Source organism: Mahella australiensis 50-1 BON, assembly GCF_000213255.1.
Lineage (GTDB): Bacteria > Bacillota > Clostridia > Mahellales > Mahellaceae > Mahella > Mahella australiensis.
On record NC_015520.1, the window covers coordinates 1,883,282 to 1,904,412 of the forward strand.

General features: G+C 42.1%; 15 protein-coding genes. 4 read left to right on the plus strand and 11 right to left on the minus strand.

The window, feature by feature from the left end; genetic code table 11:
• Nucleotides 1–56: 56 nt before the first annotated feature.
• Nucleotides 57–1,325: a nickel pincer cofactor-dependent isomerase, group 22 gene (locus MAHAU_RS08865; RefSeq protein WP_013781389.1), complete on the plus strand. Its 1,269-nt coding sequence runs from the start codon at nt 57–59 to the stop codon at nt 1,323–1,325.
• Between the two features lie 8 nt (nt 1,326–1,333).
• Here MAHAU_RS08865 and spoIID read toward each other — a convergent pair whose 3' ends face one another.
• The 3 genes from spoIID to MAHAU_RS08880 all read right to left on the minus strand — a co-directional run bounded on the left by spoIID (nt 1,334) and on the right by MAHAU_RS08880 (nt 4,504).
• Nucleotides 1,334–2,368 carry a stage II sporulation protein D gene (gene spoIID / locus MAHAU_RS08870; protein WP_013781390.1) on the minus strand — a complete coding sequence of 345 codons (1,035 nt, stop codon included), beginning with the start codon at nt 2,366–2,368 and terminating at the stop codon, nt 1,334–1,336.
• Between the two features lie 36 nt (nt 2,369–2,404).
• Nucleotides 2,405–3,691 carry a UDP-N-acetylglucosamine 1-carboxyvinyltransferase gene (murA, locus tag MAHAU_RS08875; RefSeq protein ID WP_013781391.1) on the minus strand — a complete coding sequence of 429 codons (1,287 nt, stop codon included), beginning with the start codon at nt 3,689–3,691 and terminating at the stop codon, nt 2,405–2,407.
• 78 nt (nt 3,692–3,769) lie between these two features.
• Nucleotides 3,770–4,504, minus strand: coding sequence for a YwmB family TATA-box binding protein (locus MAHAU_RS08880; protein ID WP_013781392.1), 735 nt, complete (start codon nt 4,502–4,504; stop codon nt 3,770–3,772).
• A gap of 133 nt (nt 4,505–4,637) precedes the next feature.
• On the opposite strand from MAHAU_RS08880, the gene MAHAU_RS08885 reads away from it, so the two are divergent.
• From MAHAU_RS08885 to MAHAU_RS08895, 3 genes are all read left to right on the plus strand, one after another.
• A complete protein-coding gene (locus tag MAHAU_RS08885; RefSeq protein ID WP_013781393.1) occupies nt 4,638–4,847 on the plus strand; it encodes a ferredoxin in 210 nt (69 codons plus the stop codon).
• 30 nt (nt 4,848–4,877) lie between these two features.
• The gene (locus MAHAU_RS15070) at nt 4,878–8,405 is read left to right on the plus strand and encodes a glycoside hydrolase family 130 protein (protein WP_013781394.1); all 3,528 of its coding nucleotides are present in this window, start codon (nt 4,878–4,880) and stop codon (nt 8,403–8,405) included.
• A gap of 96 nt (nt 8,406–8,501) precedes the next feature.
• Nucleotides 8,502–9,668, plus strand: coding sequence for a glycosyltransferase family 4 protein (locus MAHAU_RS08895; protein ID WP_013781395.1), 1,167 nt, complete (start codon nt 8,502–8,504; stop codon nt 9,666–9,668).
• Nucleotides 9,669–9,673: 5 nt separating this feature from the next.
• On the opposite strand, the gene MAHAU_RS08900 is transcribed toward MAHAU_RS08895, so the two are convergent.
• The 8 genes from MAHAU_RS08900 to MAHAU_RS08935 form a co-directional block, all read right to left on the minus strand.
• Nucleotides 9,674–10,474 (minus strand): L,D-transpeptidase family protein, encoded by an 801-nt coding sequence (locus tag MAHAU_RS08900; RefSeq protein ID WP_013781396.1) that lies wholly within the window; start codon nt 10,472–10,474, stop codon nt 9,674–9,676.
• Between the two features lie 67 nt (nt 10,475–10,541).
• Nucleotides 10,542–11,024, minus strand: coding sequence for a GNAT family N-acetyltransferase (locus MAHAU_RS08905; protein WP_171804974.1), 483 nt, complete (start codon nt 11,022–11,024; stop codon nt 10,542–10,544).
• A 97-nt stretch (nt 11,025–11,121) separates the two neighbouring features.
• Nucleotides 11,122–12,246, minus strand: a complete 1,125-nt coding sequence (locus MAHAU_RS08910; RefSeq protein ID WP_013781398.1) for a Gfo/Idh/MocA family protein — start codon at nt 12,244–12,246, stop codon at nt 11,122–11,124.
• An 18-nt stretch (nt 12,247–12,264) separates the two neighbouring features.
• Nucleotides 12,265–13,062 (minus strand): polysaccharide deacetylase family protein, encoded by a 798-nt coding sequence (locus tag MAHAU_RS15075; protein WP_013781399.1) that lies wholly within the window; start codon nt 13,060–13,062, stop codon nt 12,265–12,267.
• A gap of 9 nt (nt 13,063–13,071) precedes the next feature.
• Entirely contained in the window at nt 13,072–16,071 is a 3,000-nt protein-coding gene (locus tag MAHAU_RS08920) for a glycosyl hydrolase (protein ID WP_013781400.1), read from the minus strand.
• A 114-nt stretch (nt 16,072–16,185) separates the two neighbouring features.
• Nucleotides 16,186–17,853 (minus strand): response regulator transcription factor, encoded by a 1,668-nt coding sequence (locus MAHAU_RS08925; RefSeq protein ID WP_013781401.1) that lies wholly within the window; start codon nt 17,851–17,853, stop codon nt 16,186–16,188.
• Entirely contained in the window at nt 17,846–19,453 is a 1,608-nt protein-coding gene (locus MAHAU_RS08930; protein ID WP_171804975.1) for a sensor histidine kinase, read from the minus strand. The genes MAHAU_RS08925 and MAHAU_RS08930 overlap by 8 nt, the downstream gene beginning before the upstream one ends.
• Before the next feature lie 219 nt (nt 19,454–19,672).
• Nucleotides 19,673–21,109, minus strand: a complete 1,437-nt coding sequence (locus tag MAHAU_RS08935; protein ID WP_013781403.1) for an ABC transporter substrate-binding protein — start codon at nt 21,107–21,109, stop codon at nt 19,673–19,675.
• Nucleotides 21,110–21,131 lie beyond the last annotated feature (22 nt).

The following is a 21,131-nucleotide window of genomic DNA, read 5'->3' on the forward strand; positions in this document are numbered from 1 at the left end:
GACAATAGGCATTTATATAGATAAACTATATACAACACGAAGGGAGCGATAAAGCTATGTCGTTTATAGACGAAATACTAGAACCTATATACATACCGCCGTTTTATAAGGTTACTCAGCATTTTCCCAGGCCTGTTTTATCAGACCTTGAAGATACAATATCCGACGAACTCAAAAAGCCCGGCACTATCGACAGAATATTGCCCGGCCAACGCATAGCAATAGCGGTAGGCAGTCGCGGCATAGCCAATCTGCCCACCATTGTAAAAGTATTGGCACAGTATATCAAGCAAGCAGGTGCATATCCGTTTATCATACCTGCTATGGGCAGCCATGGCGGGGCTACCGGCCCTGGTCAACAAAAAGTGTTGGAAAGTTTGGGCATTACTGAAGCTTCTGTCAATGCCCCCATAATCTCCGATATGGATGTCATGGAAATAGCCCAATCCGAATACGGCCATCCCGTATACATGGATAGAAACGCTTTTAACAGTGATGGAATTATTATAATAAACCGGATAAAACCTCATACGGCCTTTCGTGGGATTTATGAAAGCGGCCTTATGAAAATGATAACCATAGGCCTGGGTAAACAAAAAGGCGCCGAAACGTGCCATGCTTTGGGCTTTAAGTATATGGCTCAGTTCGTGCCAGCTATCGCGAAAGCTGCTTTGTCAGCAGCAAATATATTATTCGGATTGGCTGTACTGGAAAATGCATATGATGAAACATATAAAATCATTGCTATACCGGCCGAAACCATCCCCGATATAGAACCACAACTGCTCAATGAAGCCAAGGCACATATGCCTTGCATAATGTTTGATCCCATCGATGTTCTTATTATAGATGAAATAGGCAAAAACATCAGCGGCGACGGTATGGACCCGAATATCACCGGTCGTTACCCCACTCCATACGCAAGCGGCGGCCCATCGGTTAGCAAAATGGTGATACTAGATTTAACCGAGGCTACTCATGGAAATGCTAACGGACTGGGAACGGCGGATATGACCACCAAGCGCGCATATGAAAAAATCGATTGGGAACAAACCTATCCTAATGCCCTTACATCTACGGTAACCGGCCCGGTAAAGTTGCCTATGGTGTTAAAAAACGATCGGCAAGCCATACAGGCTGCTGTGAAAACATGCAATGCGCCTGTACTGGAGAATGTACGCATGGTGCGTATAAAGAACACTTTGAAGCTCGAAGAAATATTGATATCACAGGCATTGTTGGATGAAGCCCTGTCCAATCCCAAAATAGATATAGTCAGCGGACCTTTTATGCTCCCCTTCGATAGTAACGGAAACTTATTATAATAGCCATACTACTTTTGGGTATATACACTGGCTATATCTTTTATCTCCACACCGGTATAATAGTGTTTAAGTATCTCCTGATAAGTGCTTCCATTTTTAGCCATGCTATTGGCCCCGTATTGGCTCATGCCCACGCCGTGGCCATAGCCTATGGTTACTATTTTTATGTTGTTACCGTTAAAATATATCTTAAAATTGGTAGAATTAAGATCGTATATGCTGCGAAATTCTGTGCCTTTTATTGTAACGTCGCCTACTTTTATATCCTTAACCCGGCCGCCTTCGCTGGTATCTAAGATGCTTATGGAGTTTTTGATATTTTTTGCATTAATGTTAGCGTTAGGATAGTGGGTTTTAAAGCTGCTAATAAAGTTTTGAACAGATATATCTTTTTCGGCGGTAAACTTGGGCGCGCTCTCCTCCCCATCGCTTGTAACGCTTTTCAGGTATGGCAGGTTCTGCGACCATACGTCACCTGAGTTTTCGGTTTTCCCACCGCTTATGGCATGGAAAGCAGGTAATATAGGTTGATCATCGTATGTAATTATCTCACCCGCCGTATCATCCACGGCTTGGGCTATCTTTTTACTGTATGCGTAATAATTTAACATACCCCATTTCTTTTTTTGTTCGTCCACAGATTCCCACGCCTGGCAATGCGCTGAGTCACTGCATATATCGGCTCCTGGATGTTTATCGCAACCCCCTTTGCCGAAAATTTTCATTTTATTTACCGCATACGTACGCGCTGCTACTGCTTGAGCCTTTAGAGCTTCCGGCTCGAACAACGCCGGCATTTCCGCTGCCACCACACCCTTAATATACTCCTCCAAAGGTATCTCTTCAAGCTTTCCGGCTTTCTCGTTATAAAAGTTTATTTTAATAGACTGAATGTCATCCAGCGACATGCCTATTTTATCATCGTCAGCTCGGTCTTGTTCGGCGGGTGTGAAATGGTTTATAGATATATTAACTATAATAAACGGAAATACGACCGTCGCAATAATGACCAATACAACAACCCATAATATTATTCTTCCCAAGTTTATCCTCTCCCATATAATCATCGGTATTTAATATTATATGATAGATGCTGCGGATTTAACATGAGAAATTTTTATACGCTCTATATCGGCCCCCAGCTCACGCAATTGATCTTCTAAATTCATGTATCCCCTATCTACATGATATATGTCGGTAACCACGGTCTCGCCCTCCGCTATAAGGCCGGCTAATATGAGCGCAGCACCAGCGCGCAAGTCGGTAGCCTTGACTTCGCTGCCGTTCAGCGACTGTACCCCCTCTATAACGGCCATATTACCGTCTATTTTTATATTGGCGCCCATCTGCCTTAATTCGTTGACATGCATAAATCGATTTTCAAATACTGTCTCTACTATAATACTGGTACCAGGAGTCACAGCCAATAGACTAATCATCTGAGCCTGCATATCGGTAGGAAATCCCGGGTATGGCAACGTTTTTATATCTACGGGCTTATAAGGGGGATTCCCCGCAACGCGTATGCTATCCTCCTGCTCTATTATCTGTACGCCCATCTCTTCGAGTTTGGCTTGAACCGCCATTATATGCTCCGATATTACATTGTCTATTATAACGTCTCCGCCGGTGATAGCGGCGGCCACCATAAAGGTACAAGCTTCTATGCGATCGGGTATTACACAATGCCTCGTCCCTCTAAGTTCCTCCACCCCTTCTATCTTTATGGTATCGGTGCCGGCACCTGTAACGCATGCCCCCATAGCGTTGAGGAAATTAGCCAGATCTACTATTTCCGGTTCTTCAGCAGCATTGGATATAACAGTGCAACCATCAGCTAATGTAGCAGCCATCATAATATTTTCGGTAGCTCCCACACTAGGGAAATCCAAATATATTTTAGCACCTTTCAATCGTCTGGCCCTGGCTTCTATAAATCCTTTATCGTTGCTTATCTCAGCTCCCATCGCAGCTAATCCTTTAAGATGTAAGTCTATAGGCCTGGCCCCTATGGCACATCCTCCCGGCATGGATATCCTTACCCTGCCGAGACGAGCAAGTATAGGCCCCATTACCAAAAAAGATGCCCGCATCTTTTTAATCAATTCATAGGGGGCCTGATAGCTGACCAGGTCCCCCATATCTATATAAAGTACGCTGCCGGACAATTTTAAGCGCGCTCCAAAGTGCTGCAGCATTTTCATCATAACGCGCATATCATCCAGCAGAGGTACGCCCTCTATAATGCTGCGGCCCGATGACAGCAATGACGCTGCCATAATAGGCAGGACAGCATTCTTGGAACCGTTTATCTTTATTCTGCCCTTCAAAGGCTGACTCTTGTGAATAACGAACGCATCCTCCACTTCTCGATGCCTCCCAAACTTTATTGCAAGTTTTAAACCCACTAATCATTATACGCTATTATCGCGCCTTCGGTTACTTTAATACTCTACTGTAATAAGCGGCATGCCCAGCCATACGTCAGTACGGTTATCATATGAGTTATATCGCGCAGCAAGCTGCATATTGGCCTTGCGTCCCTTTATATCCACATAATGCCTTATAGAAGGACTATAAGCGGTCGTACTGTGCAGCTTTTCGGATTTTATGCCCTCTACATATTGTGCATTCAACGACTTAAAAGCAACGCTATTCAATCTATCGAGCGTTTGCTGTCTGGCCTCGCCTTTAATATACCCTTTCAACGCAAGGCTCATATGAATATTTTCGCTATACTGCTTCAGTCCTTTTTCTATAGATTTTACAATATCATCCAACTTAGCGTTTTGAATATCGCCACAGGCATTTACGGTTATATAACTTTGCGTATCGTCAACATCATCCGACATTCGAACCGATACGGATACATTATCGCTATATATTTTTATCCAATGTTGTGCCTCATCGTCTACGACATCACATCTATAAGGCGATTTTATGATATCTATAGCTTTTGCTACATCATTGCCCAACTGCCTGATCTGCGTACCATCGTGTTCCTTATTATTTACGTTAATCCACGCATTGATACTATAAATTTCTGGCATTATGTCCATATTCATAAATGCTTTTTGTATTTGTGCGACATCATCGGCCCATGATGTATTTACAGACGCATAACCTGCCATAATAAGCGTCATGAGCAGTGCGATTGCCACAAAAATAATGTTGCGCATTAAATTCTCCTCCAACCATAGTGTATATAATGAAGTATTGCCACGAGATGGCGTTTTATACTGGCATGAATTTAAGCGATGAGTTTTTGATACACTACTAAAATAATATTAGCATCAGAAAGGCGTGATAGATGTGAAAGCAAGTGTCGATCCAGAATTATGCATAAGTTGCGGCGTATGTATAGACATATGCCCCGAAGTTTTCGATTGGGATGATGACGGCCTTTCCCATGTCATAGTGGATGAAATCCCTGAAGAATTGGAAGATACCGTTGATGAGGCCGCAAATCAATGCCCAACCGAGGCCATTTTGGTTGAACGTACCGCGTTTAGTCGTAAATAATATATTTTACCCAGGAGGTTATACCGCTAAATGGAGTCCAGTTTTTCGGCAGAACAATTGTTAAATAATATCATATCTCAACAATATATAGTCTCGGATAAAAGCAGGCCTATAGATATTGTGGTAGGCATACCGTTTCATAACCAGAAAGAATCGGTATGCTCTATAATATCCAGTGCTATAAACGGCTTAAAGAAGTATTACAGTGACTTAAACTGCATCATAGTTTGCGTCGGAGCTTATGATGATGAAGATATAATAAAATCGATAGGCGATAAACCCGACGACAATATAGCAATAGTACCCTTTGTTATGCCTGAAGAATTATCGGGTAAGGGATGGCAAGTACGTGCGATACTGGAAATAGCTCGAATGTATCGAGCCGATGTATTAATGTTCGAAGATGACCTTATGCGGCCAACACAAAAAAATACCGCAGAGAATCATCCCGAGTGGATAAAGATGATGCTTGAGCCTATACGTTATGGAAATTACGATATAGCCATAGCCTCTTTCCAGAGAAATTATCCTGATAATGCCATATCGTTCTATATAGTTAAACCGATCATAGCCGCATTATATGGGTTCGACATAGATGACCCCATAAGCGGCGTATGGGCCGTAACCTGCGATATAGGGGACAAATTGGTTCGACAGATAGGAGAAACATGGCATACCGATATGGCCGGTTATGGCATAGATACCGTGACGGCATGTATATTCGCCACATCGCGCAGCAACATCTGCAGCGTCAGATTGGGATGGCGACCGGATAAACCTATGCTTCATGAAAGCGATGTTATACTGCGCGATACGGTCGTAACCCTGTTTGAACGCATAAAACACGATGAAGATATTTGGAGAACCCCTCGTTTATTTATAGAGCATCCAGATACCTATGGATTCGGTGACGGACAATGGTTTGTCCAGCCTACGGCAAAATCCGACGATATATTGCGAACATTCAGAAACAACTTTATGCATTATCGTAATATCTGGCCTCATATATTGCCTGAGAGGCTTCACGAACAAGTAGAGCGATTATCTATATCCGAATCGGCTAACTTCACATGGGATGAAGATTTGTGGGCCAGGGTTACATATGATATTATACTGGCATATCAGCGTGGCGGAACGCTGTCGCCTGACGAAGTAATTTCATCTTATATGGTGCTTTACAGCGGTTATTTGGCTAGCCGCCTTCAACAGATGGAAACTATAGCCTCGCCGGAACATCTGGAGATCGCCGCCATGGTAGCAGAACGCTCCAAACAGCTTCAAACCGACGCTTTTGTAAGATACAAGGATGAATTTATAAAAGGTTGGAAACAAATCCAGTCCAGAAGGCTACCACTGCTACCGCGCATAAACTACATGGAGTTTATACCCAATATGCCCATAATACTGCCGCATGAGATACAATACAGACAAAACCGCAGCGCCAATACCATAATCATATACCAGAATCTTCTGCATAGCTATTCCGATCGATTTTGCAATTGGGTAAGTAAACGTCTCAACATATCTCAAATAGCCGATTCGCAGCAGATAGGCAAAGCCATAGCCGATCTGATGCAACGAACCGAAGATACTGTTATACCGTCTTGCATAAACGGCGATATATATGCCACAGATACTTTACAATCCTTCATGGATTCAATAATGATTGCCTTTCCGCACAATAAAGTTTTTACGCTTAAAAGCGATATAATAAAGCAACTTTTAGAGATGTTCCCTCCTATAAACCTTATGGTAAACAGAGGCTACGATACCGTAGCCGAGCTGTTGCATGATATGGAACCTGCCGACGCCATGGCTTTAGCTTCATTGACCGATGAACAATTATTTGCATCTATATCCGAATGGATAAAACAAAATGTTAGGCCCGAATATTTCGCATGGAACGATATAAAAATGCTGGCCGTTAAACCGAACGAATGCCCAACGCTTAAGTATACTTTCGTAAATAAATTGACAGGCAGAGTGCTGGCATGTTGTATACCAAACGGTACTGGCGGGCTTTTCCCGCGGTTGCGATATTTTATTCGATTATGCAAACACATGGTGGAGTTGACGCACTGGTCATATATATGGTCGCATTTTGCCGATGAACGAAGAAAATTTGGTAAAAAGATAATCAATTCCATCTCTTCCCCTCGCGGAAAGGATTTATTATCAGCCTTTAACATACTGGAGGACTGGCATCAGATTGATGTAGCCTCCGGCATAGCTTATATGGCCGGCAAATCGCAAGATAAAACTTCGGCCGATATTTTAGGAAGTATAGCCGAGGGGTACAGATTGGGCATAACCCTGCCCGACGCAACTTTCATGCCATGCTCGGCTTGGACATGGTCGAGCTATAGCTTCAAGGGAGGTAAAAATATACCCTCGCCAGCGACGCTGCATGTCGAAAGAGATGCTTTTACTCACGAATTATTGCAGGAGATATGTCGCGCGTTAAATATGAAACCTTCTTCTATCATAGATTGCATAATCGAAATGGCCGGTCGTGGAGAAACAGACAAAGATATATCGGAGGTTTTATTCGATATCAATCCTGGTACCGAAGCCGACATAGCCACGGCGCGCAAAAGTATATACATGCCCCAGCCTCCGGCTGCGCAGCTTACTCGCTATAACGACAATCCCATACTTACGCCGTCGGCTGATAACGATTGGGAATCTCGCTACACCCTAAACGCTGCTGCTCTGCGCATAAAAGATAGCGTATATCTCTTATACAGGGCGGTGGGAAGCGACGGTATATCGCGTTTGGGCCTGGCCGTAACGGATGGATTCAAGGTGCTGGAACGTTTATCACATCCTGTATTCTATCCTGTATTGGTCGAGGAACAACGCGGCTGTGAAGACCCGCGGCTGACCATCATAGATGGACAGATATACATGACGTATACGGCTTACGACGGTGTGATAGCTCAAATAGCCACGGCTTCCATAAGCATAGATGACTTCATATCGGGCAAAGCCGACGCATGGCAGCGTCACGGTATGGCATTCCCCAGATTTGCAGATAAGGATGCCATAATATTTCCCGAGAAAACAAAATACGGCTATGCTATATATCATCGTACCGAGCCTAGCATATGGTTATCCTATTCACCTACCCCGTATTGTCCGTGGCCGCGCGAAGGACATCGCATAGTAGCTGGACCGCGTTCCGGCCTCATGTGGGATGCCAGAAAGATAGGAGCCGGAGCTCCACCTATAAAAACAAAATATGGATGGTTGTTGATATATCACGGCATAGATAAGAATTTAGTATATAGGTTGGGGACGCTGTTGGTAGATATAAGCGACCCTTCACACGTCATCTATCGCTCGCCCAATCCTATACTTTCCCCGGAAGACAGTTACGAAAAAGGAGAGAGCGGAAAGAGCTGGGTACCGAACGTAGTCTTCACATGCGGAGCAGTGCCTATGCAAGATAAAGAAGTATTGGATATAAACGATGAGATCATCGTTTATTACGGGGCTGCCGACACCGTATTATGCGCCGCCGTCGGACGCGTAGGACCGCTCATAGGCATGGGTTAGATACTTTCATGTATGAAAGCTCAAGCCAGTGGCTATAATAGCAAAATGCAGTCACATTATGAATCCTTAAATAAATGCAGAAAGAAGGTGCAAGACATGTATAAAACAGTTTTTGTAAGCACGTTTCCTCCGCGTCAATGCGGCATAGCCGCATTTACATCCGATGTCATGAAGTGGCTGAATAGAGCAGAACAAGCTCAAAGCACAGCTATAGCCGTAACCGATATAGCAGGCAGCTACAATTATGATAACAGAGTATGGTTTGAAATAAATCAATTTGATAAAGACGATTATATAAAAGCTGCTCGTATAATAAACAGCAGCGATATTGACATAGTGGTGATAGAGCATGAATATGGTATATTCGGCGGCCCTGATGGTATATATATCTTGAGCCTCGCCGAGCGATTGAGCAAACCGTTTATAGTAACCTGTCATACGGTGCTGCCACAACCCCGTGGTTATCAACGATATATATTGAGTCAACTCGGTGAACTATCGGCAGGTACGATTTGTATGTCCTCCCATAGTAAAGAATTGTTGAGCGATATATATGATATAAGCGAAAATAAGCTCCATATTATACCCCATGGCATACCTGTATTCGATAGGCTTTCGCGCAAAGGATTAAAAAAACGATACGGATTTGCAGATAAGAAGATAATATCCACATTTGGATTGATAGGACCCGGTAAGGGATTGGAATACGCTATAGAAGCCATGGCAGATGTATCTAAAGCATTCGATAACGCTCTGTATCTGATACTTGGCCAAACCCACCCGAATCTGAAACGCTACGAGGGCGAGCGTTATAGGGAGCACCTGGTAGATATCATAAATAAACTCGGTATCGACCAGCATGTGCTCTTCGTCAATAAGTACCTCAGTATCCAGGAATTAAATGATTACCTATCCATGACCGATGTTTATGTGACACCTTACCCAGGTAAGGATCAGGCGGTAAGCGGCACGTTATCCTACGCTATGGGCGCTGGTAAGGCTATAGTATCCACGCCGTATATATACGCGCAGGAACTGCTGGCTGACGGCAGAGGATTGATAGCCGAATTCAGTGACCCCAAATCCATAGCCGACAATATAATAAAAATACTAGCTGATTCTGCACTACAGCACAGCCTTGAGGAACGGGCCTATGCATATGGCCTTCACATGCAATGGCCTATCATAGGCCAGCAATACGATAATCTATTGCGGCACATGATTATATCTAAAGCACGGGAACCCGAGATCCTGAAAGCCTGAGATTGTCAGTCGAATTTTAGTATATTCAACGTTTTATATGTTACAGCATCTACGGTGTGGGTATACGGCAGCCCATAATCCTTTTTAAATTTTAACAAGGCCGCTTTCATACCCTCACCGTAAATACCATCTAAAGAGCCGTTATAATACCCTAGCTTTTTCAGGCGTTTTTGCACTTCCATTACCGCCGAATTCCTATCGCCTGGATTCAGCAGCCTCAGATCGGTACCAAATGGCCCATATGGCCCGCCGTATACATAAACCGGTGTGCCTACTTTGACCAAATCAAACAACTCCTCAACATGCTTGTTCTGCATTCTGAAGCACCCATGAGATGACGACCAACCAACCGAATCGGGTTTATTGGTACCGTGTATGCCATACACCCCCCAAGGCACATTAAGGCCCAGCCAACGGGTACCGAAGCCGCTGCCCCAATCCGTTCTCTTCGAAACGATTTGCCATGCTCCTATAGGCGAAGGCGTTTTGTATTTACCCTCAGCCACAGGATATTTTTTCATAACCTTATTGTCTTTTAGCAGATACAGTACATTATCCTCCAGATCTATAAATATCTGCTGACCGTCGCCGGGCGGTTCAACTGCTACGGCATAAGACGCGCCTTCTATTATCAATCTATCGCTCATGGCTTGTTGCGTCGGTTGTTCGCATGTCAATGCGTGCTGTATATCGGCTCTTTCCTCCCATAAAGTATACTCCGAGGGCGCCGTAAAATGCCACCATAGCGACAAAGCAGTGATACAAGCAATCAATGCAAAAAGGATTATGCGACGTAACCTTAACATTTACCACCCATCCCAATATACATTTTCTCATCTATATATATTGAGTATTGGTATGAAAAAAGAACATTTATTTATCTTCATCGTTTCCTACTTCAGGCGTAAAACCGATGGAAAGATACAATTTTATAGCAGGTATTCTCTCGGGCTGTGTTATAAGCAGCACGTCCTTAAATCCCATTCGTTTCATCTCGTGCAATGTATACAATACTATAGCTTTCCCTAGGCCCTCGCCTCGATAATCGGGATGTGTTGCTACCCAATGCAGTTCAGGCGTCTCACCATATTCAGGTACAATATGAATAGCTGCCGTAGCTACCAATTTACCATCGTGTTCTATGCCATAGACAGCCTTTACCTGAGGATTATCAAGCATTTCTTTTATTACCCACTCTGGCGTTTGAAAATCAAAGCCAAAGGCCGCATTATATAGGTTTGAAAGAGCCTCGGCATCGGCAACTTCAAGCTGTTTGATTACGCATCCCTCCGCCAGGGATACTTTATCGATACTATCCAATTTCCTCTTCATCATTATATTTACACTATCAGACATAATGTTTAAGCCTTTCTGATTTTTATAGAGACCATTCTCCATATGAGGCCTATTTAAAGGAGTGAAACTTATTGCTCCTATACGACGCGAGCAAATACTATATTTTTAATATTTTATTCTGATTAGACAAATTGGCCCGGAATTTAGGCATATCTATAACCTTCCCACCATTCATCACCGATAACTCAGACAGAAACGCTACTGCTGTCCATTCACATGCATCATACACATCTATAGCTGGCTTATCGCCGTTAACTATCGCATCTACAAAATCCTGTACTACAAAATAATCTCCACCCCAATGGCCTGACGATTTTTGTTCTTCGGTTACGTTTTTATACCTGTCAGGCAGATAATCGTAAAATTCCCTAAGCGGGCGCCACTTGGCTTTATCAGTGCTATCGTCCATACCCTTAAGCCATATTTTGTGATCATCGCCCATGCCGCGAGGAGCCTCATAACACCCATTAGTACCTTGTAGTGAATAATACGCCAGATTATGTGGCCGTTCGGAAATGCAGTCTAATCTAAGTTTTATCAATCTTCCACTCTCCATCTGGCACAAAGTGATAGATGTATCTTCTTGCGCGAATTCAGGAGCGGTATGCCATCCACTACCAACACATATTACTGATTTTATATGATCATCTCCAAACCATTGCATAATCGGGCCTAGGCTATGTGTTGGATAAAACATGCCTCTCCTCCCTAATTGCCAAAATCTTCTCCACGAAGTTTTACCGTTAGGATAAGTAGCCAATCCTTTGAGCTCATGCAAGTATTCTCCTTCTCCAAAATATAAATCGCCAAAAAGCCCTTTATTCACCATGGATTTTATCAATTGATTCTCTGGTATATAACAATAATTTTCAGCCATCATGTATACTTTATTATACTTTTCTACACATTCTATTAGCCACCATAGCTCATCTATGCTTACACCCGCTGTAACCTCGCTTAATACATGTTTACCTGCTTCCAATGCTGCTACAGTCTGTGGCACATGATACTGCATTGGCGTAGCTACTACTACCGCATCTATATCTGATTCCAGCATATCATCGAATACCCTATAGGTTTTAGGAATAGAATATTTTGCAGCCTGTTCTCTCAATAAATCCTCATTTAAATCGCATAATGCCTCTACTTTTACACCATCTATTGCGTTAAAACCCGCGATAGTGCTTAAACCCCTGGCACCGGCTATGCCAATCTTTAGCATCGTATACACCACCTTTCTTTAAAATAAAGCCCTCATATCAGCTATATCACTCCATGTTACCGGTTTTATGCCCAATTCATCAATGATATCAGCCGTTTCATCATCCATAAACACCATATAATCCATATATCTTTGTTGCCACGACGGTATTATAGCTTTGATCTCCGGCGTCTCAATTACAGGATGTATAGTAAGCTGCGTCAATCCAGGAGAAATGCTTTCGAGAACATTGCGGAGATACGCCTTTTTCATCTTATAATCCACGTAATCACCAGCTGAGATCATGTGATCCAATTTGGGGGTAGCTGAAGCATTCTTAGCCTCATCCCGGCATATCTGCGGTGGTACTCCATGTTGCTTAGCTATAGTAATATATCGTTGAAAAAATTCCGGCGTAGCTGTTACTCCCCACATATGCCTATCCACATGTGTTGGTTCTAAGCCCCAATATTTAGCCAAATTAATCTGACACCGCATCTCATTCTCCACTTCATCGCCTCTTGCTCTTTCGACAACCTGATTTACTTTTCTGGGCATAAAAGCTTCGTCGTCCAGCAAACCAGGTACATCCTTTTTATCGGAAACAGGTCCCCATCTGCAAGCATCCCATTCACATGTAACGGTAAAATGCACGCCAACGTCATACTGCTTATGATTGCTCCACCATTTTATAAAATCATGAGACCATGAACACGGTATCAACAGGCTGGCGCTTGTAACTATGCCCCTCTCAAATAAGCGCGTGGCAGCCTCGTTGGCCGCATAACTCATACCTATATCATCCATGTGTATTATCAACAGCTTTTCCTTTATCATTACGGCACCTCACCTATATATCTCTACAACCGCTCGGCCGTCAAAGCCGCTGGCGGCAAACCTTATGTCATCTTCATCGTAAAATGAACCTGGGGTTACTATACCTTCATAATTTTGATGAGGCCCCAAAAGATTTTGAAGAGAATTCATAACTTCTACAGTTATTTCATTGCTGTCTTTCCTAACAAGCTTAGATATATCGACATCGTACGGTTCCCATCCCAGTATTGCGGCCTCCTGTCCGTTAACCGTTACCCTGACAGCAGTGCCGTACCATTTGCCCAAGCATAGTTTCACGATAGCATTATCGGGATTATCTATAACAAAGCCTGATTTATACACAACTTTGCCCGAATAATACGGACATCCCTGCTGCGTCCAATCCCCCAGCCTTAAGCCCTCATCCACACACAGCTCCCAGTTATGGCCGTTTCTTTTTACGCTGAAGTCACCTACAATGTATATGCTTTCCAACGTTATCAAGGGACTGTATTGATCAGTATGCAATATCACCTCGTTCATGCCTTCGTTCACATATCCTTTTATGTCGTATAAAACAAAAGCCCTATCCATAAACGTATTGCCATTTGGTTTTACATTATGTCCATTAACATATACAGTAAATACATCTGGCTGCTCAGCCGCCAGCAGTATATCACCTTCCTCCGGTTTCTCCGCTACGCAGAACATATACTTGGCGCTGACCGAAACTGTACTATTTCGTTCCTGCTGTGTATACATCCAGGGCTGGCGCACGAATATATTTCCGCGTTCCATACCAAGGCGGTCCTTTAATTTATCATCCATAGCGAGCACGTTGCATTCGCGTTCCCATTCGCCATTCGTCAAAGCAGCGCTGCAGCGTTCTATAGGCAAGGCATTATACCCCGATCTGATAACATGCCAAGCATCCAAAGCAATAGAATCCTCGAGATGAACATCTATACTATCAGCGTTTTGGCCCCTTTGGCTTTTATCTATGACTAAGAGATGTGAACCAGCTGGATAAAACGATAATTCCACTACATCGATATCATTTATTGCATACGGCCGGAGCATTTTTATCTCACCTGTAACGGCATCCCATTCCTCCACACAGCATCCGTTTTCCACTTTAAGCCGCACTTTGTGGTGCTGCGTTCGGCTGAAGTTGCATATAAATATAATCTCTTGCTTGCCACAAAGCCTTCTGTGCACATAAAGGTCGTCGGCGGAGCCTCCGTCCATATCTATGAGATCAAGCATCTGATTACCCATAGACGAGAGCAGTGCTTTTATATCAGCAGCATTTTGCCGGCATCTTATGACAGCATCGCCGTTAAAAAAGTTTTGCAGTTCCTTGTCCTCTATCCCTTCCAACATCGTAGGTGTTATGCCGGTAGCTATTATATGGCCTCCCTGCTGCGCAAATTCTCTAAGCAGAGTGAAAGTGCTGCGCCTCATCACTGTCATATCAGGCAGTATAACCATACTATAAGCCATATTGCCGATTATAAGCCGTCCATTTTGCACATAAGAGTGATTTTCTATTATTTTATCGTCACCAAGATCGAAAGAACAATGTATTCTATTTAGCGTCTTAACAAGATTCTTAGCCGAATTACCTATATTCCCAAGCCGATCATCGCTGCCTTGTATATCGTATTCAGCCCATGTGGAACTAGAAGGATGAAGCACCACTATATCGGCTATAAAATCGCCTTGAGTCAATGCATAGCTCAAACGGCCTATATAGTCTCCAAGGAGCTTATAACAATTCCACCACGGCTGATGTTCCATAAATGATAACGGAAAATCCCTTTTCCTATAGCCCCTCAAAGAATACAAGACCAAATGCTGACATATCAAATTTACTCCCAGAGCAAATTGCCAGTCGATTACGCGCTTTTGCTCGGCAAAGCTCAAATCCCATCCCGAAGCGCCGTGAGTTTCAGAGAGCACTCTTTCTTTCCCCAATTGGTGAGCAACGCCGGACACTTCTTTAACTATAAAATCATTGCCCACCTGGTCTCGCTCTTCTGGAGTATTAAAAAGCATATCTATACCCGGATAATGCATAAACTCGTAATTCAGCATAACACTGGCATTATGAATAGGCAATGGGAATTCGTGTTCCCAATAATGCCCGGTAAACTTAACCCCATTTTGTTCGCACCATTCATATATATTTCTAACGAAAGCATTTATGAACATATCCGATAATATATCCCAATAGTCAAATCTTATTTTTTTATAATCCCCTACATCCAAGAACAGTGACGGTAAATGATCGGTTAATATGTATTTCTTTTTATTGTAAAATTCCCGCTCTATATCGCGTCCCCATGGTAATAAAGCCCTCCCCCTCATAGACACATGAAAGTCCGGTTCATCTGTAAATATGCCGGGGATTGTTGCGCCAAGATATGGCTGTAAGCTTTCTTTATACCTTTCGTGTGTTTGATGTAGGAATTCATCGACGGCATCTTTACAAGTCAGATCCGCATAGCTGTTGTTATTCCACAGCGGCTGAGGAGGCATATGAATTATTTTGAAAAGTGTAACAGGCACTTTCAAAGCCATTATATCCTCTATAGCCCACCGCGTCACATCTTTATAACTATCGTTATAAACAGCATATATTTTCAGCACGTCACCATCGATTCTTATCTCATCCAAACTATCATACCGCAGCATTTCCAACGCTTTCTGTTCGAAATCGGGATTGCTCGCGGCCACCCTGCCGGCAGCATTGCCGCTGGGAAACCTATCTTCATCATACAACCAGGCTTTCATGCCCAGCCTTTCCGCTTCATCCACGCACGCTTTTATCATTGACATAAAATGCTGCCCCATATATTCATCCGTAAGGCCGCCCCGCGGATGCATAAAAAAGCCACCCATGCCCTGTTCATACATCTCATGTATTTGATGCAACAATGTATCCCTTTCCAGTTTATCATTCCATGCCCAGAATGGAGCACTTCTGTATATGGAAGATGGAGTTACAAAAACCTTCTTATCCAGCATGACTTTCTCCTCTCACCGCAATATACGGTTTATCCCTTTATATTATCGCCTATAATTACGGTAGTTTCAATAACACTTTCTTATATTATATGTTCTTTTCATTACTTCTTGACCCTAAACCATACTATTCGTCAAAGGGTTAATAGCAAATATTTTATCCCTATATTCCTGAGGTGTCATATTGGTGTTTTTTTTGAAAAACCTCGCAAAATAAGATGGCGTATCAAAACCCACTGATTTAGCTATTTCATTTATTCTCACATTTATATCGCTTAAAAGTTCTTTTGCTTTTGACAACCTCAAATCAGAGATATATTCAGAGATGTTTTCCCCTGTCACCTGCTTATATAGACGCGATAAATAAGAAGCGTTGAAATGAACCAGATCCGCAAGTTTTGTTAGAGATAAATCGCTGTCTAGATTCTGCTGAATATAGGCGTTGATATAATCCACCACTCTTATATTGTTAGCAGTATACTCATATTTCCTTTGTTCGAATATATATTGGGCTATATCCTTAAAATATGTTGATATATCATCCCACGAACCATGTTTATCCATGTTCATAATATCAGTTAAGTCTATATTAATGCAAACATCATTAAGCGTACTGTTTTTGTTAAAATAGGATAGGAATGTTAAAGCTATGGAGTAGTATACTTCCTGCATTAATTCATAACTGACAGGTTGAACTCTGGAGACAGCATCCATAATGGAAGAATACAGACCCATAAAGCGTTCTTGATGTCCGCTTTCCAGAAATGTTGCCAGAAGCGGTATTTGTTTTAGTTGTTGCCTTATAGCCACTGCTCCTCTATCTCCCTTGTATAATTGCTGGGGATTTTCAGCCATAACAAACAATTCACTGTCAAATACTCCTGTTCTGTATAGCGTCGCCTTTAACAAATCAAATTGTGCTGCAATCATATCCCATGTAACCATATCACTGCTTACGATAAAAGAAACAGGAGTACAGAATACGTTTCTGGATGTAAGCTGCACGCGTTCCAGTATACTGCTGACAAAGTTCTTGATATAATTTTGATCTATGCAGTTCTTGTCTTTGGATTGTATAAAGATTAAAAACTTTGAACGGCTATAGTCAACGGTTAAAACGCTCATGGAATCTGCAAAGCATTGTTCCACTGTGTTTTTAACGCCGTACATGATCTTGGTTTTCTGAGCGATACTTCCAGCCTCACCCCAATGGTCTATTTTCCCTATAGCCATTAAAACGGGTTCATTATAATCAAATGGCATATTGCACTCTGCAAACAGCCTTTGTCTTTCCTCCGACGTATATTCAGCACCATTCACCATTTCTATAAGATACTTAGACTGCAAGATAGGCAGCGCGCGCATCATACTAGCTTCCGCCTGCTCTATTAATCGCTTGTCCCTCATCTCTCTGTCAAGTTCATTAACCGCTTTCATAACCGCTGCTAATATAGCATCGTCGCCTTCCATCTTCAGCACAAAATCAGATATACCGTTTTTTATAGCCGATTGTGCGTATTCAAACTCATCAAAGCCCGTTAAAAAGATGGTTTTACAAAACGGCCACAGAGATTTTATACGTTTCTGCAATTCTAAGCCAGTCATGCCCGGCATGCATATATCGGTCAGCACTATGTCTATACTGGCAGTCTTCATAATATCTAAAGCCTCTTTTGCACTGTAAGCTTTATAAATATTAAACCTAGGTTCATCCATATCTTGGAATAAATCAACGAGGCCGTCCACGATTATAGGTTCGTCATCTACAATAAGCAGTTTAATCACTTCTATCCCCCTCTTCATACCTTATATGTGCTCTAACGCACATTCCACCCATTTTTCCTCGTAAAACTTCTATACCACTATTACTGCCGTATTTTAGCTTTAGCCGTCGATGTACATTGAACATTCCCGTACTCTTATCAACATCATCGCTCGCTAACATTTTACTCAATTCCTCAATCATTGAGTCTGTGACTTCATCACCGTTATCTTCTACCGAAATTATAACCTCGTTACTCGTGCTCTCCACATTTATTTTTATTATACCACCATCGATTTTATTTTTTAAGCCATGCGTATAAGCATTCTCTACCAATGGTTGAATCGTTAAACGAGGGATTTCGAGGTCTTGACATTGCAACGGTAAATCTGTTATTTCCACCTTTATACGCTCGCCAAACCTTATGCTCTGTATAGCCACATAGTTTTTAACATGATCCATCTCATCTTGTAGCGTCACCTCATCATTTGAAGCCCGCGTAATAAATCGGTAAAAATTTGCCAAATGTTGTGTTAAAAGCATTATGCCGTCACAATCGTTCATTTTAGCCATGCGATATATTAGAAAGAAACTATTGTATAAAAAATGGGGATTTATTTGATATTGAAGCTGTTTTAGCTCAGCATGTTGAGCACGAAGCTTTTCTTCATAAGCTTGTTGAATAAGATCCTGCATCTTTTTTATCATTTCATTAAACCTCGCGTATAAATAACTCAGTTCATCTTGAGGTTCGTATGACACCGCCACGTTTACGTTGTTTCTATCCATATCTTCGAAAGCGCCTATGAGCCTGCTTAGTGGTTGCACTATCATATATCTGAGGCCATAGGAAAAAGCAATTATCATACATGCGGTTAAAGCAGATACAAACCAAAACCATTTATTGTACTTCTCCAACGAGCCAAACATGTCGCTTTCTGGTATATATGCTATTAGGGCTGTATCCAAGGAGTCTGACTTTTTATATATGATGGAATAGTTTTGCCCATCAATAGTCAGAAATTTTACGTCTTCCATAACATTATTTATATCTTCTTTTATAAAAAAATGCCGCAACGAGTTGACTATATACCGAGGAGTACCATCGGTAACTTCTATACCGCGCCCCCTCGTCAATAATATTGCCCCTCCCCGCTCATAAGTCAAAAACTGTTTAAGTGTATCGGATAGCATGGCCGTAGAAATTCGGATGCTGATAATATACTTAGGTATCTTCGCGCTATTCCTGGTATAATATACCACCGTACTGATATAGAATTTCTTGTTCAATCGCATGAATGGATGAATATCATTACGATCTAATCTAGCTAGTCCTTCAGCCTCATATTTGGGCATAATGCTAACAGAGCTGGTAGAAATTTTTTTATTTATGATAGGTATATAAACATTTGCTTCTTCCACATAGTCAGTAAGCCTTTTTAAACGAACTAATTCGCTCTGTATATGCAGTATAGCTTCGTTTCTTTCAAATGAATCCATATATATCTTACCGGAACTTAATTTTTCAAGGTCTTTATTATCGGCAATTTCCTTTTGGAATCTTTTAATGTTGTCTATATTATTTTCAAGGGTATTTAAATAAAACCCTATCTTAGATTGCATAGAACACTCAATTTCTTCTCTGACATCATTACGACCCATCAGTATAATCTGTAATGTTAAAATATAAATAGGAAAGATTATTATCAAAAAAATTATAAACACTTTAGCAAAGATAGAAAGATTATTTTTTTTCTTTATTATCTTCATCTCCCAAGCACGCTTTGCATAAAAGACTTAAGGTATATTTTTACACCTTAAGTCTTTAGGAAATTATGCGATTTACTGCCCTGCAGCCTCCGCCTGCTTCCAGATGTTATCTATCTCAGCCTGGGCTTTTTGTGCAGCAGCCTTGATAGCCTGCGCTGGCGTTTTCTTTCCGTCCATCACGGGATTCTCTATCTCGGTACCTATTATATCACCGAGCTTGCCGTATCCTCCAACCTCGTCTATTACAGCATTCTCAGCTGCCTCTAAGAATACCTGGTAAACTTCCAGGCCGCCATAAAGATCAGCCATTTTCTTCTCGTATGCCTCTTTGCTTTCGGGATCAGAGACCGATGACCATTTCAACCAAAGTGCCGCTAAATCAGGTTCTTTAGAGCAGGCAGCTATGCCACACCCTATACATTCAGCTACATCGGCAGATTTCTTACCCGGCTCCATATCGGGACCTATTGGGAACGGAACCATACCCAATTTATCGCCCATATTCTTTTTCATATTCTCCATTTCCCAGTAGCCCCAATAATCCATCGCTATTTCTCCCTTCCAGAATCTGTCCTGAGGACCTGGATCCCACCACACCTCGGGCATATACTTATATTTATGTATAGCATCGTATCTGGCCTGCAAAGCCCTTTCTGCTTTTGGGTCATCCATGCCAAATTTAGGCTTGCCGTCGACCCACTTTATCAATTCTACGCCGTTAGTATAATACCATTGCCTGGTTATCCACGATATATAACCCCATTGATCTATCTTGCCATCGCCATTGGTATCCTGCGTAAGCTCTTGTGCCAACTCTATAAATTTATCCCATGTCCATTGACCGTTTAGATAAAGTTCATAAGGATCCTCCAAACCATTTTTTTCAAACAAATCCTTGTTATAATATATCCTTGCAGCCAACTGCACACCGTTAGCCCCATATACTTTGCCGTTTAATGTATAGAAATCTATCACGCTTTTTGACCAGCCGGTATTTTTCATAAACTCTTCATCGTTAAAGTCTATATAATCCGACAATGGTAGCAATAGCTTCTGGAGCATCCATGTAGGTTTTTTATCAGGACCAAACCAAACTATGTCCGGGCCCGTACCCGCGCTTATAGCGGCTATAACTTTTTTGTCATAATCTTCACCAGGCACCTGCACTATCTCAACTGTAGCCCCGCTAATCTGCTGGAATTCCTCCCTGCGCTGCTTCTGTGATTTACCGCCATAATCCGATTGTACATCCCCCTCCTCAGGAAAAGTCTGCCAAACGGATATTTTTTTACCTTTCCATTTGACAGGGTCGACTTCTACAGTATAAGGTTTTTCTTCCTCAACAGTACCCGTCTGTGAAGACTGTTCAACATCATCTATATTTGTAGATTCCTCAACCCCTCCTCCTGTAGAACCAGTAGTGGGTGTTCCACCGCCGCAAGCTGTTAAAGACAATACAAATACAGCAACAACCAAAAATACAATGGTTTTTTTACTATGCTTAAACATCAAATCATCCTCCTCTTAGAAT